Genomic DNA, 12389 nt, shown 5'->3' on the forward strand with positions numbered 1-12389 from the left:
GTGGGTTGCCTATCTCAATGGTCAGCAGTCGAAGTACATGGCGAACTCGTGCGGCGTCGGCCGCAGCCGGACCGGGTCCACCTCGTTCTCCCGCTTCCAGTCGATCCACGTCTCGATCAGGTCCGGGGTGAACACCCCGCCCTCCAGCAGGTACTCGTTGTCGGCCTCCAGCGCCGTCAGCACCTCGGGCAGCGAGCCCGGCACCTGGGCCACGTCGCCGAACTCGTCCGGCGGCAGGTCGTACAGGTCCTTGTCGATCGGCTGCGGCGGCTCCACCTTGTTCTTGATGCCGTCCAGGCCGGCCATCATCATCGCGGAGAACGCCAGGTACGGGTTGCACGACGGGTCCGGCACCCGGAACTCGACCCGCTTGGCCTTGGCGTTGCTGCCGGTGACCGGGATGCGGGTGCAGGCCGAGCGGTTGCGCTGCGAGTACACCAGGTTGACCGGGGCCTCGTAGCCGGGCACGAGCCGGCGGTACGAGTTGACGGTCGGGTTGGTGAAGGCCAGCAGCGACGGGGCGTGCTGGAGCAGGCCGCCGATGTACCAGCGGGCGGTGTCGGACAGGCCGGCGTAGCCGGTCTCGTCGTAGAACAGCGGCTCGCCGCCCAGCCACAGGCTCTGGTGGGTGTGCATGCCGGAGCCGTTGTCGCCGAAGATCGGCTTGGGCATGAACGTCGCCGTCTTGCCGGCCGCCCACGCGGTGTTCTTGATGATGTACTTGAAGAGCTGGAGCTGGTCGCCGGCGTGCAGCAGCGTGGAGAACCGGTAGTTGATCTCGGCCTGGCCGGCGGTGCCGACCTCGTGGTGGGCCCGCTCGACCGAGAAGCCGGTCTCGATCAGCTTGCGGCTCATCTCGTCGCGCAGGTCGGCGAAGTGGTCGACCGGCGGTACGGGGAAGTACCCGCCCTTGTACGCGGTCTTGTAGCCGCGGTTGCCGCCCGGCTCCTCGCGCCCGGAGTTCCAGGCGCCCTCGACGGAGTCGATGTAGTAGTACGCCCGGTGCGCGCTCGTCTCGTGCCGGATCGAGTCGAACACGTAGAACTCGGCCTCGGCCCCGAAGTACGCCGTGTCGGCGATGCCGGTGCTGGCCAGGTACGCCTCGGCCTTCTTCGCCACGTTGCGCGGGTCCCGGCTGTAGGCCTCGCGGGTGAACGGGTCGTGGATGAAGAAGTTCAGCGCCAGCGTCTTCTGCGCCCGGAACGGGTCGATGAACGCGGTGGCGACGTCCGGCAGCAGCAGCATGTCCGACTCGTGGATCGCCTGGAAGCCGCGGATCGACGAACCGTCGAAAGCCAGCCCCTCGGTGAAGAAGCTGTCGTCCACGCTCTCCACCGGCAGGTTGAAGTGCTGCATGACGCCGGGCAGATCGCAGAACCGGACGTCGACGAAGGCGACATCCTCGTTGCGGATGTACCGCAGCAGCTCGTCGGGGTTGCTGAACACGCGTCCTCCAGGCTCGTTCGTCGGGCGGGCGGCCGGGTACGACGGTATGGCGCCGTCGTTGCCCTCGCATGTCTGCCCTGTTTCACGCGTGTTACGCGTGCGCCGAACGGGCCCCGGGGGTCAGCGGCCGCGCTGGGCGCGGAAGGCGCCCTTGGGCGGGCGCATGTTGCGGGGGATCGCGCCCTTGGGCAGCTGCGGCCGCGCGGTCAGCGCCTTGAGCCGCTGGTCGAGCGCCCGGACGTCGCGGGCGGTGAGGTTGCGCGGCAGCCGGGTCAGGGTGAGCCGCAGCTTGCGCAGCGGCAGCTCGCCCTCGCCGCGGCCGACCAGGTAGTCGTAGATCGGGGCGCTGCCGACGACCTTGCCGAGCCGCTTCTTCTCCTGGCTGATCAGGCTGCGCACCCGGGCCGCGTCGCCCTCGCCGAGCAGGATCACGCCCGGCCGCCCGATCACCAGGTGGACCATGTCGAACTGGGTGGTCGAGCTGACCGCGGGCTTGACCCGCCAGTCGCCGCGCATGGTGTCGATGACGCTCGCGGCGGCGCCGGGCTGGCCCTCGGCGGCGCTGAGCATCGCGGTGCCGGCGCGCAGGTTGAGCACGACCAGGACCGCGAGGACCGTGACGAGCAGGCCGATCGGCAGCGCCAGCCAGTTCCAGGCGAGGCAGACGACGATCGTCACGGCGAGCGGCAGCAGGACCGCGGCAGCCACCAGTGGCAGGAACCATTTGTCCTGCTTAGCGGTGAAAGTGAACACCTGGCCGAGCTGCTTCAGCTTGGTGGTGAACGGAACCTTCTCCTGCGCCTTCGCCATGCGACGGAGTCTAGTCCAGCCGCCCGGGACCGCCGCGGGTGCGCACCGGGGGCGTCAGGGCGTGAAGACCAGCACGAGATTGATGACCAGGTACGCCGCGCCGCCGCACAGCACCAGCACGATCCCGGCCGAGAAGTGGATCATCCCGCTGGTCATCAGGCCGCCCGCCGGGCCGTCCGAGCCGGCGGTCAGCACCTCGGCCGCGGGCTCCGGGCCGGCGTCGTACGCGACGGTGACCAGGTCGCCGACCTGCAGGGGCTGGACCACCGGCCGGCGGGTCAGCGGCAGGTCCGCCAGCAGCGTCTGCCGGGCCCCGCCGGCGTCGGTGAACCGGACGACCGGCCGCAGGTCGGCCAGCCGGGAGCCGACCGTACCGGGCTCCCGCCCGACCACGACCGCGTGCGCCCGCTGGCGGTCGGCCAGCAGGACGGCGGTGTGCCGGCGGGCCAGCCAGCCGCGGCGCAGCAGCCGCAGCCCGCGGTACCCGAGGACGATGCCGAGCAGCGTGAGGGCGCCGCCGAGCAGGGCGGGCAGCGGGGCGATCGAGCCGATCATCGCCGGTGAGTACGCACCCGCGGGCCGCGGGGTTCAGCGGCGCGGCGGCGGGACGCGGCGGCGCGCCGGCGGAGCGCGGCGGGGGCGCGGCCGGCGGCCGCGGGGCGGGCCGGCCGGGCCGGGGCGGCGGTGGGCGCCGGGTCAGGCGGGGACGGCGGAGCGGGCATCGACGGCCTGCCGGTACAGCCGGCCGGCGCGGTACGACGAGCGGACCAGCGGGCCGCTCATCACCCCGGCGAAGCCGATCCGCTCGGCCTCGGCGGCCAGCCCGACGAACTCGTCCGGCTTGACCCAGCGGGCCACCGGCAGGTGCCGGGGCGAGGGGCGCAGGTACTGGGTGATGGTGATCAGCTCACAGCCGGCCGCGTGCAGGTCGCGCAGCGCGGTGGCCACCTCGGCGGGCTCCTCGCCCATGCCCAGGATCAGGTTGGACTTGGTGACCAGGCCGGCCGACCGGGCCCGGGTGATGACCTCGAGCGAGCGCTCGTACCGGAACGCCGGGCGGATCCGCTTGAAGATCCGCGGCACGGTCTCGACGTTGTGCGCCAGCACCTCGGGCCGGGACGAGAACACCTCGGCGAGCTGCCCGGGGTCGGCGTTGAAGTCGGGGATGAGCAGCTCGACGCCGCAGCCGGGCTGCGCGGCGTGGATCTGCCGGACCGTCTCGGCGTACAGCCAGGCGCCGCCGTCGGGCAGGTCGTCGCGGGCCACGCCGGTCACGGTGGCGTACCGCAGGCCCATGCTGGCGACGGACTCGGCGACCCGGCGCGGCTCGTCGGCGTCGAACGCGGCCGGCTTGCCGGTGTCGATGTTGCAGAAGTCGCACCGGCGGGTGCACTGGTCGCCGCCGATGAGGAAGGTGGCCTCCCGGTCCTCCCAACACTCGTAGATGTTGGGGCAGCCCGCCTCCTGACAGACGGTGTGCAGGCCCTCCCGGGTGACCAGGCCGCGCAGCGCCGTGTACTCGGGGCCCATCTTCGCCTTGACCTTGATCCAGTCGGGCTTGCGCTCGATGGGGGTCTCGGCGTTGCGGGCCTCGATGCGGAGCATCCGGCGGCCTTCGGGAGCTACGGTCACCCCGCCAGGTTACGCCCCCGATCACGGACCGCGAACGGCGAGCGACGCGGCTCACGCGGGTGCCGTGACCCGGGTCACGTTCGCCCGGATGTCCCGACCCGACCCCGCTGTCCGACCCGGCCGCTACGGTGCGGGCATGACGACACCGGCCGCGGCGCTGCGCGCCGCCCACCGCCCCGGCGACCCCCTCCTGCTGCCCAACGTCTGGGACGTCGCGGCCGCTCGCGCGGTCGCCGCGGCCGGCTTCCCGGCGGTCGCCACCGGCAGCGCCGCCGTCGCCGCCGCGCTGGGGTACGACGACGGCGAGGACGCGCCGGCGGGGGAGATGCTCGCCGCCGCGGCCCGGATCGCCCGGGCGGTCGACGTGCCGGTCACGGTCGACGCCGAGCGCGGGTACGGCCTGCCGCCGGCCGAGCTGGCCGAGCGGCTGCTGGCCGCCGGCGCCGCCGGGCTCAACCTGGAGGACTCCGACCCGGCCACGGGCGCGCTGGTGCCGGTCGCCGAGCAGGCGGCCTACCTGGCGGGCCTGCGCGCCGCGGCCGGCGACGCGCTGGTGGTCAACGCCCGGGTCGACGTGGCGATCCGGGAGGCCGGCGACCCGGCCGGGCGGCCCGCCGTGATCGCCGAGCGGGCGGCGGCGTACCTGGCGGCGGGCGCGGACTGCGTGTACCCGATCTGGGTGGCCGACCACGACGAGGTGGCCGCGCTGGTCGCGGGCATCGACGGCCCGGTCAACATCCTCTGCCGGCCCGGCTCGCCGGACCCGGCCGGGCTGGCCCGGCTGGGCGTGGCCAGGGTCAGCTTCGGGCCGTTCCTGCACCGGCGGGCGCTGGCCGCGTTCGACGCCGACCTGGCCCGGATCCGGGCGGGCGCCGCCCCGTACGGGGACTGATCGGGCGCTCTGTCCGGTACGTCCGGCCGATCCTCGCGTGATCAACACTGACCGATATGCTGCACGGTGGAGTGCGCCCCGGTGCGGTTCCGCGCATCCACGACGGCGCTCGGGTACCGCTGGGAGGTCGCGCACGTGCCCCACCGCGTCGTCGCCCGCCCGTCGCCCCTGCTCGGGGTCGCGGCGCTGCTGGCGCTGGCCAGCACGCTGTGGGTGTTCACCAGCCTCGACGGGCCGTGGGCGCCGCCGCTGCTGGGCTGGATCTGCCCGGCCGCCGGCACGATCGTCGCCGCGCTCGCCTGCTGGCGCACCGCCGTCGGCGCCGGCCTCGCCCCGCCCGCGCGGCTGTTCTGGAACCGGGTCGGCGTCGCGATGGCCGTCATCGGCTGCGCCGGCGTGGCCAGCGCCGCCGACTGGCTGACCGCCGGCAACGCCCCCGCCCCGCACAACCGGCCGCTGACGCTGTGCCTGTACCTGGCGGGCGTGCTGACGTTCCTGTTCGCGCTGCTGCGGCTGCCGGGCAAGACCTCGCTCACCCGGTCCCAGCGGCACCGCTTCCTGCTGGACATGCTCATCGTGATGACGACGACCGGGCTGTTCGTCTGGTACCTGTCGTTCCGCCGGGTGGACCGCTGGGCGACGCTCAGCGGGTGGACCGCCGCGGCGCTGGCGATCGTCCTGCTCGGCTTCGCCGCGACGCTGGCGTTCAGCCGGATCGCGCTCACCGGGCGCGGCCCGGCCGACCCGCGGGCGCTGCGCATCCTCGGCATGACCGCCGCGGTGGGCGCGCTGGTCGGGGCGCTGGCGCCGCTGATGCAGCGGCAGCCGCACATCAACAACGCGATGCTGTCGCTGCCGTACACGTCGCTGGTGATGGTCGCCGCGGCGGACCGGCAGCGCCGCGCGGCGGCGATCGCCACCCGGGAGCGGCCGCCGCGCACCTACAGCGTCGTGCCGTACCTCGCCGTGGCCGCCACGCACGTGCTGCTGCTGTCCACCACGTACCAGCGGACGCGCGAGGCGGTGATCGTCGCGCTGGGCGCCGTGGTGATCACCGGGGTGGTGGTGTACCGGCAGATCACCGTCCTGGCCGACAACGCCCGGCTGCTGCGCCGGGTCGACGCGAGCATGCGCGACCTGCGCCGGGTCCAGCACCAGCTCGCCCACCAGGCGCACCACGACAGCCTGACCGGGCTGGCCAACCGGCGGCTGTTCGAGCGGCGGGTCCGGGCGGCGCTGGCGGCCGGCGACCCGTTCAGCGTGACGCTCATCGACCTGGACGACTTCAAGATCATCAACGACCGGCTGGGCCACGGCGCGGGGGACGCCCTGCTGGCCACCGTCGCCCAGCGGCTGCGCGCCGTCCTCGGGCAGCGGCACATCGTGGCCCGGCTCGGCGGCGACGAGTTCGCCGCGCTGCTCACCGGCGTGGCCACCGCCACCGCGCCGGCCACCCTGAGCCGGATCGCGGCCGCGCTGCGCGCCCCGGTCCGGCTGGCCGGGCAGGAGGTGGTGATCGAGTCCAGCATCGGGCTGGCCGAGGGCGCAAGGGAGACGAGCTGCACCGAGCTGATGCGCCGGGCGGACCTCGCGATGTACGCCGCCAAGGCCCGCGGCAAGGGCAACTACGCCTGCTACGACGGCGAGATCGAGCGGGAGGCGCACCGCGAGGCGCGGCTGGCCGCCGACCTGCGCCGGGCGCTGGAGCGGGACGAGTTCTCGCTGGTCTTCCAGCCGGTCGTCGCCCTGCCCGGCGGGCGGCCGGTCGGCAGCGAGGCGCTGGTGCGCTGGCAGCACCCCGAGCGCGGGACGGTGTCGCCGGTGGAGTTCATCGCCGTCGCCGAGCGGACCGGGGTGATCGTCCCGCTCGGCGCCTGGATCCTGCGCGAGGCGTGCCGCCGCGGTGCCGCCTGGCTGGCCGCCGGCGCCGGGCACCGGCCGTGGCGGCTGAGCGTGAACGTCTCGGCCCGGCAGCTCCGCGAGCCGGCGTTCGCCGACGAGGTCGCCGCGGTGCTGCGCGAGACCGGGCTGCCGCACCAGCGGCTGACCGTCGAGGTGACCGAGACGGCGGTGTTCGACAACGAGACCGCGCTGGACGCGCTCAAGGCCATCCGCGCGCTCGGCGTCGCCGTGGCGCTGGACGACTTCGGTACCGGGCACTCGTCGCTGGGCCTGCTGCGCACCGCCCCGGCGACCGTGCTCAAGGTGGACAAGTCCTTCATCGACAACATCGCCGGGGCGGAGGAGGAGGTCATCGCGACCGCGATGATCCAGCTCGCCCGCGGCCTGCGGCTGGACGCGGTGGCCGAGGGGGTGGAGACGCCGGCGCAGGCGCGCCGGCTGCACGACCTGGGGTACCGGCTCGCCCAGGGCTTCCACTTCTGGCCGCCGCTGAGCGCGGACGAGATGGGCGCGCTGCTGGCCACGGCCGACTCGACCACCCCCGCGCGGAGCTGACCGTGCGGCCGGTCGGGCGGCGGCACGCGGGCCCGGCTGCGGGTGCGCGCGTCGCGCCGGCGGGTCCGGCTGCGGCCGCGCGCGTCGCGGCGGCGGGTCCGGCCGGCGGGCGGTCAGCGCAGCAGGGTCGGCAGGTGGCGTTCGAGGACCGGCAGCACCTCGGCGACGGTGACCCGGCGGCCCAGCTCGACCGACAGCGACGTCACGCCCGCGTCGGCGATCCCGCACGGGACGATCTTGTCGAACGCCCGCAGGTCCGCGTCGCAGTTCAGCGCCCAGCCGTGCAGCCCGACGCCGCGGGCGACCCGGATGCCGATCGCGGCGACCTTGCGGTCCGGCCCGCGCCCGTCGGCCCGGACCCAGACGCCGCTGCGGCCGTCCACCCGGTCGGTGGCCAGGCCGAACTCCGCGCACACGTCGATCAGGAGCTGCTCCACCCGGCGCACGTGCGCGACCACGTCGGCCGGCTGCCCGCGGCGGACCTCCGGCAGCGTGATGATCGGGTACCCGACGACCTGCCCCGGCCCGTGCCAGGTGATCCGGCCGCCGCGGTCGACGTCGATGACCTCGGTGCCGTCGGTCGGGCGGTCCCAGGTGTTGGTCCGCTTGCCCGCCGTGTAGACGCTCGGGTGCTCCAGCAGCAGCACGGTGTCCGGCGCCGCCCCGTCCGCGACCAGCGCGTGCAGCCGGCGCTGCTCGGCCAGCGCCTCGCGGTAGTCGACGAGGCCGAGCCGGGTGCTGGCGGGTGCTTCGAGCGCGCTGGTCACCCGACCAGGGTAGACCGCGCGCGGGGCGTCGCCGAGGGGAGGAGATCGGGCTCACCCCGGCCGAAGAGAGTTGCAAACGGTAACGGAAACCGCTACCAATATCAGGACGTGACGTTTGTCCCGAGTGCGAAGGACCCATCGTGAAGATCGCTTTCGTCGGAAAAGGCGGTAGCGGGAAGACCACCCTGGCGGCGCTGTTCGCCCGATCCGTGGCCGACGCCCGCCTGCTGGCCCTCGACGCGGACATCAACCAGCACCTCGCCGTCGCCCTCGGCGCGACCGAGGAGCAGGCCGCGCACCTGCCGGCGCTCGGCGCCCACCTGGACGCCATCAAGGAGTACCTGCGCGGCGACAACCCGCGCATCGCCTCGGCCGCCGCGATGGTGAAGACGACCCCGCCCGGCCGCGGCTCCCGGCTGCTGCCGGTGGACGAGCCCGGCAACCCGCTGTACGCGCGGCTGGTCACCGAGGTCGGCGGCGTCCGGCTGGCCGTCACCGGCCCGTTCGCCGAGGCGGACCTGGGCGTCGCCTGCTACCACTCCAAGGTCGGCGCGGTCGAGCTGCTGCTCAACCACCTGGTCGACGGGCCGCGCGAGTACGTCGTCGTGGACATGACCGCCGGCGCCGACTCGTTCGCCTCCGGCCTGTTCAGCCGGTTCGACGTGACGTTCCTGGTCTGCGAGCCGACCGTCCGCAGCGTCGGCGTGTACCGGCAGTACGTCGGCTACGCCCGCGAGTACGGCCTGACCATCAAGGTGATCGGCAACAAGGTCGAGGACGACGCCGACGTCGCGTTCCTGCGCGCCCACGTCGGCGACGACCTGCTCGCCCGGGTGGGCCGCTCGCCGTACGTGCGCGCCGCCGAGAAGGGGACCGTAGCCCCGCTGGACCGGCTGGAGCCGGCCAACCGCGCCGCGCTCGCCGCCATGCGCGACACCGTGGACGCCGCCGGGCAGGACTGGGACCGGCTCACCCGGCACGCCCGGGAGTTCCACCGGCGCAACGCGCTGGCCTGGGCCAACGACCGGGCGGGCACCGACCTGTGCGACCAGATCGACCCCGAGTTCGTCCTCCGACCGGCGGTTCCCGTCGGCTGACCCAGAAGGAGAATGCCATGTCCCTGGACGTACCCACCGCACTGCTGGAGCGCGCCGAGCGCGGCGAGGTCACCGACGCCGAGTTCGTCGCCTGCGTGCGCGAGTCGCTGCCGTACGCCTGGACCGTCGTGTCCGACGTCGCGGGCCGGGCCGGCGGCGGCTTCGCCGACCACGAGGTCCCGCCGCCGAGCGAGGCCGAGCGCGGGCAGCTCCTGCGCGCGCTGGCCAGCGACGCGATCCGCGGCGGGCTGGAGCGGCACTTCGGCGTGAAGCTCGCGTTCCAGAACTGCCACCGGGTCGCGGCGTTCGCGCCGGCCGCGGTCGACAGTGACCGGTACCGCGCGTTCATCTCGCCGCGCGGCCAGCTCCTCAACCAGTCGCCGGAGCTGCGCGACTGCTGACCCGCCCCGCCGGCCGGGCGCGGGACCCGCCGCGGCGCGCGTACTCCTCGTCCACGCGCCGCGGCGGGCCACCGGCCGCCGCAAGCATCCGATCAGCGGCGGTCCAGCGGCACGGGCGCCGCGGTCGACCCCCGCCGCACGCCCCGGGCCAGGTGCGCCTCGACCCACGGCACGGCCACCTCCGCCAGACCGCCGGGTACGTCGAGCACGGGGTGGACGTTCACCTCGAACACGGCGCCGCCGCTCTCGGTGACGAGGTCGACGCCGCCGAAGTCCAGCCCGAGCGCCCCGGTCGCCCCGATGGCCAGGTCGGCCAGCCCGGCGGGCACGTCCGCCACGGCGACCCGCAGCGAACGGGCGCCCCGGGCCTCGTTGCACGGCGCGTCGGGATCGTCCTGCACGTGCTCGCAGCACCGCAGCACCCGCCCGCCCAGGACGACGACCCGGAACTGGTGGCGCCGGCCGTCGGTACCGAAGTTCCGCGCGTCCCGGCCCAGCACCCACCCGGAGCCGGCGCGCCGGTAGTGCCCGCGGGCGGCGAGGACGTCGGCCGCGCCGCGCAGGTGGAACACGTCGCTGCCGCCGGCGCCGATGGCCGGGCGGCTCCAGGCGTCGCCGCCGAGCTGCGCCAGCGCGGCGAGCGCCCGCTCCGGGCTGGGGTCGCGCAGCGCGACCGAGGGCATCTGCCGGATCCCGCTCCGGTCGAACACCTCGATCATCCGGGCCTTGTCGGTGGCGTCGCGCCAGGCCCGCGGCGGCGATCCGCCGGCCACCCCGGCGGCCAGCAGCGCGCGGTGCGCCGGGGCGAAGTCGGCGCGCAGGTCGGGTGCGATGTCGTAGATGAGGACGGGCACCCCCCGCGCGGCGACCTGCTCCGGCCGGACGGAGCCGTCGACCAGGCTCCGGGCGTCGACCAGCGTCGGTGCCGCGCCGGTGACGGACTCCAGCGCCCGCTCCAGCACGCCTCGGCTTCCCTCACGTGACGAATGATCCGTAACAAGGACGACCAAGGACATGGCCGAACTGTTGCACGGCCCGCAGCCGCGGACAAGCCCTGTTGCCCGGCGGCCGTCAGGGCTCGTACCCGGCCGGCTCGTGCAGGGCCGCCGCCAGGGCGGCGGGCAGGTCCGGGTGCCGGAAGGCGAAGCCGGCGGCGGCGAGCACGCCGGGCACCGCCCGGACGCTGCGCAGCGGCTCGGCCGCGAACCCGCCCAGCAGTACCCGCAGCGCCGCCGCCGGGATCGGCCAGAACGCCGGCCGGTGCAGCGCCGCGCCCAGCTCCCGGGCGAAGTCGCGGTTGCGGGCCGGCGCCGGCCCGACCACGTTCACCGGACCGGCCAGCGCCGGGTCGGCCAGCAGCCGGTCGACGGCGCGCAGCCAGTCGTGCAGCGAGATCCACGGCTGCCACTGCCGGCCGCTGCCGAACCGCCCGCCCAGCCCGAGCCGGAACGGCAGCAACTGCGGGGCGAGCAGCCCGCCGGAGCGGTGCAGCGGCAGGCCCGTGCGCAGCAGGCAGGTCCGCACCCCCGCCTCGACGGCGGGGGCGGTCGCCGCCTCCCAGTCGCGGCAGACGTCGGCCAGGAAGTCGTCGCCGCGGGGCGCGGACTCGTCGGCGACCGCGTCGCCGGTGTCGCCGTACCAGCCGATCGCCGACGCGTTCAGCAGCACGCCCGGGCGGTCGGCGGCGGGCAGGGCGGCCAGGGCGGCGGCGACGGTCCGGGTCGGGTCGACCCGGCTGGCGCGGATCGTCGCCCGGTACCCGTCGGTCCAGCGGCGGTCGCCGACGCCGGCGCCGGCGAGGTTGACCACGGCGTCGGCGCCGCGCAGGACGGCCGGGTCGACCCGGCCGCCGGCCGGGTCCCAGCGCACCTCCGCCGGGTCGGCCGGGGCGCGGCGGACCAGCCGGGTCAGGGTGTGGCCGCCGCGGCGGAGCTGGTCGGCCAGGGCGGTACCGAGGAAGCCGGACGCCCCGGCCAGCACGATGCGCATACCGCCATCCTCGCGCAGTCGGGCCCGCTCCGCCCGCCGGGCCCGCGGGTCGGGCGACGGCTACGCCGGGGTGCCGACCAGCAGGCGCCAGGAGCCGACGTACTCCGGCTGGCGGCGCAGGTGGCCGTACCGGGCGTCCCACGAGCCGTCGGCCAGCGCCGCCCGTAGCCGGGCCACCGCCGCCGCCTCCGCGCCCGGCTCGGCGATGTGCGCCCACGCCGACTGCGCCCGCCGGACCGGCTCCTCCAGCAGCCGCTCGGGCCGCCCGTAGTACGCCTCGGTCACCCCGTCGGTGCAGTCCAGCGGGATCCGGATGTCGGTGACCGCGCACCGGGCGCCGATCGCCGCGCCGACCACGTCCAGCGGCGGGTACCGGCGCCGCTCGGCGGCGATCAGCTCGGGCGCGTACGCCGCCAGCCAGAACCGGTCCAGCGCGGCGGGGTCGAAGGTGAGCACCAGTACCGGGCCGCGGGCGACCCGGCGCAGCTCGCGCAGCCCGGCGACCGGGTCCGGCCACTGGTGCGCGGTGACCAGCGCCATCGCCGCGTCGAAACTGCCGTCGTCGTACGGCAGCTCCGCCGCCACCGCGTCCACCGCCGGGGCGAGGTGCGCCGGCCGCTGCGCCCGCATGGTGGGGGAGGGCTCGACCGGGACGACGTACCGGTCGGCCGGCTCGTACGAGCCCGCGCCGGCGCCGACGTTGAGCACGGTCCGGGCGTCGCCCAGCGCGGCGTGCAGCACCGCGGCGATCCGCGGGTCCGGCCGGCGCATCCGGGCGTACCCGGCGCCGCGCGCGGCGTAGTCGGTGTCACCGCTGGTTCCGTCCATCCGCCCTCCCCGCCTCGCTGTCCGCCGGACACCGCGCCGCCGCCGGCGGCGGCCCGGGTATGCCGCAGGG

At 75.4% G+C, this 12389-nt stretch carries 12 protein-coding genes; 4 read left to right on the top strand and 8 right to left on the bottom strand.

Going from position 1 to position 12389, the window contains the following annotated elements; translation table 11 throughout:
• Positions 1-21: 21 nt before the first annotated feature.
• The 4 genes from glnA to lipA form a co-directional block, all read right to left on the bottom strand.
• Positions 22-1446, bottom strand: a complete 1425-nt coding sequence (glnA, locus tag IEY94_RS06385; RefSeq protein ID WP_189169104.1) for a type I glutamate--ammonia ligase — start codon at positions 1444-1446, stop codon at positions 22-24.
• Positions 1447-1566: 120 nt separating this feature from the next.
• Positions 1567-2256 (bottom strand): DUF4191 domain-containing protein, encoded by a 690-nt coding sequence (locus IEY94_RS06390; RefSeq protein WP_189169105.1) that lies wholly within the window; start codon positions 2254-2256, stop codon positions 1567-1569.
• Positions 2257-2310: 54 nt separating this feature from the next.
• Positions 2311-2811: a DUF3592 domain-containing protein gene (locus IEY94_RS06395; RefSeq protein WP_189169106.1), complete on the bottom strand. Its 501-nt coding sequence runs from the start codon at positions 2809-2811 to the stop codon at positions 2311-2313.
• Between the two features lie 141 nt (positions 2812-2952).
• Complete coding sequence (lipA, locus tag IEY94_RS06400) at positions 2953-3861, bottom strand: lipoyl synthase (RefSeq protein ID WP_229783410.1); 909 nt, start codon at positions 3859-3861, stop codon at positions 2953-2955.
• A 163-nt stretch (positions 3862-4024) separates the two neighbouring features.
• Here lipA and IEY94_RS06405 point away from each other — a divergent pair, with 163 nt between their 5' ends.
• Positions 4025-4780: an isocitrate lyase/phosphoenolpyruvate mutase family protein gene (locus IEY94_RS06405; protein ID WP_189169108.1), complete on the top strand. Its 756-nt coding sequence runs from the start codon at positions 4025-4027 to the stop codon at positions 4778-4780.
• 81 nt (positions 4781-4861) lie between these two features.
• Positions 4862-7237 carry a putative bifunctional diguanylate cyclase/phosphodiesterase gene (locus IEY94_RS06410; protein ID WP_189169109.1) on the top strand — a complete coding sequence of 792 codons (2376 nt, stop codon included), beginning with the start codon at positions 4862-4864 and terminating at the stop codon, positions 7235-7237.
• A gap of 113 nt (positions 7238-7350) precedes the next feature.
• Here IEY94_RS06410 and lipB read toward each other — a convergent pair whose 3' ends face one another.
• The gene (lipB, locus tag IEY94_RS06415) at positions 7351-8004 is read right to left on the bottom strand and encodes a lipoyl(octanoyl) transferase LipB (RefSeq protein WP_189169110.1); all 654 of its coding nucleotides are present in this window, start codon (positions 8002-8004) and stop codon (positions 7351-7353) included.
• Between the two features lie 140 nt (positions 8005-8144).
• On the opposite strand from lipB, the gene IEY94_RS06420 reads away from it, so the two are divergent.
• Entirely contained in the window at positions 8145-9101 is a 957-nt protein-coding gene (locus tag IEY94_RS06420) for an ATP-binding protein (protein WP_189169111.1), read from the top strand.
• Between the two features lie 17 nt (positions 9102-9118).
• The gene (locus IEY94_RS06425; RefSeq protein WP_189169112.1) at positions 9119-9502 is read left to right on the top strand and encodes an SCO5389 family protein; all 384 of its coding nucleotides are present in this window, start codon (positions 9119-9121) and stop codon (positions 9500-9502) included.
• A gap of 92 nt (positions 9503-9594) precedes the next feature.
• On the opposite strand, the gene IEY94_RS06430 is transcribed toward IEY94_RS06425, so the two are convergent.
• From IEY94_RS06430 to IEY94_RS06440, 3 genes are all read right to left on the bottom strand, one after another.
• The gene (locus tag IEY94_RS06430) at positions 9595-10464 is read right to left on the bottom strand and encodes an ATP-grasp domain-containing protein (protein WP_189169113.1); all 870 of its coding nucleotides are present in this window, start codon (positions 10462-10464) and stop codon (positions 9595-9597) included.
• Between the two features lie 109 nt (positions 10465-10573).
• Positions 10574-11491 (bottom strand): TIGR01777 family oxidoreductase, encoded by a 918-nt coding sequence (locus tag IEY94_RS06435; protein WP_189169114.1) that lies wholly within the window; start codon positions 11489-11491, stop codon positions 10574-10576.
• Positions 11492-11551: 60 nt separating this feature from the next.
• Positions 11552-12319 carry a class I SAM-dependent methyltransferase gene (locus tag IEY94_RS06440; protein WP_189169115.1) on the bottom strand — a complete coding sequence of 256 codons (768 nt, stop codon included), beginning with the start codon at positions 12317-12319 and terminating at the stop codon, positions 11552-11554.
• Between the last annotated feature and the right edge of the window lie 70 nt (positions 12320-12389).

Origin of the sequence: Pilimelia anulata (assembly GCF_014647895.1) — a bacterium.
Lineage (GTDB): Bacteria > Actinomycetota > Actinomycetes > Mycobacteriales > Micromonosporaceae > Pilimelia > Pilimelia anulata.

What these genes read in the sequence shown, in the direction of transcription:
- IEY94_RS06390 (WP_189169105.1), bottom strand. Translation starts at nt 2,256, where the DNA reads ATGGCGAAGGCGCAGGAGAAGGTTCCGTTCACCACCAAGCTGAAGCAG.
- IEY94_RS06395 (WP_189169106.1), bottom strand. Translation starts at nt 2,811, where the DNA reads ATGATCGGCTCGATCGCCCCGCTGCCCGCCCTGCTCGGCGGCGCCCTC.
- lipA (WP_229783410.1), bottom strand. Translation starts at nt 3,861, where the DNA reads ATGCTCCGCATCGAGGCCCGCAACGCCGAGACCCCCATCGAGCGCAAG.
- IEY94_RS06405 (WP_189169108.1), top strand. Translation starts at nt 4,025, where the DNA reads ATGACGACACCGGCCGCGGCGCTGCGCGCCGCCCACCGCCCCGGCGAC.
- IEY94_RS06425 (WP_189169112.1), top strand. Translation starts at nt 9,119, where the DNA reads ATGTCCCTGGACGTACCCACCGCACTGCTGGAGCGCGCCGAGCGCGGC.
- IEY94_RS06435 (WP_189169114.1), bottom strand. Translation starts at nt 11,491, where the DNA reads ATGCGCATCGTGCTGGCCGGGGCGTCCGGCTTCCTCGGTACCGCCCTG.
- IEY94_RS06440 (WP_189169115.1), bottom strand. Translation starts at nt 12,319, where the DNA reads ATGGACGGAACCAGCGGTGACACCGACTACGCCGCGCGCGGCGCCGGG.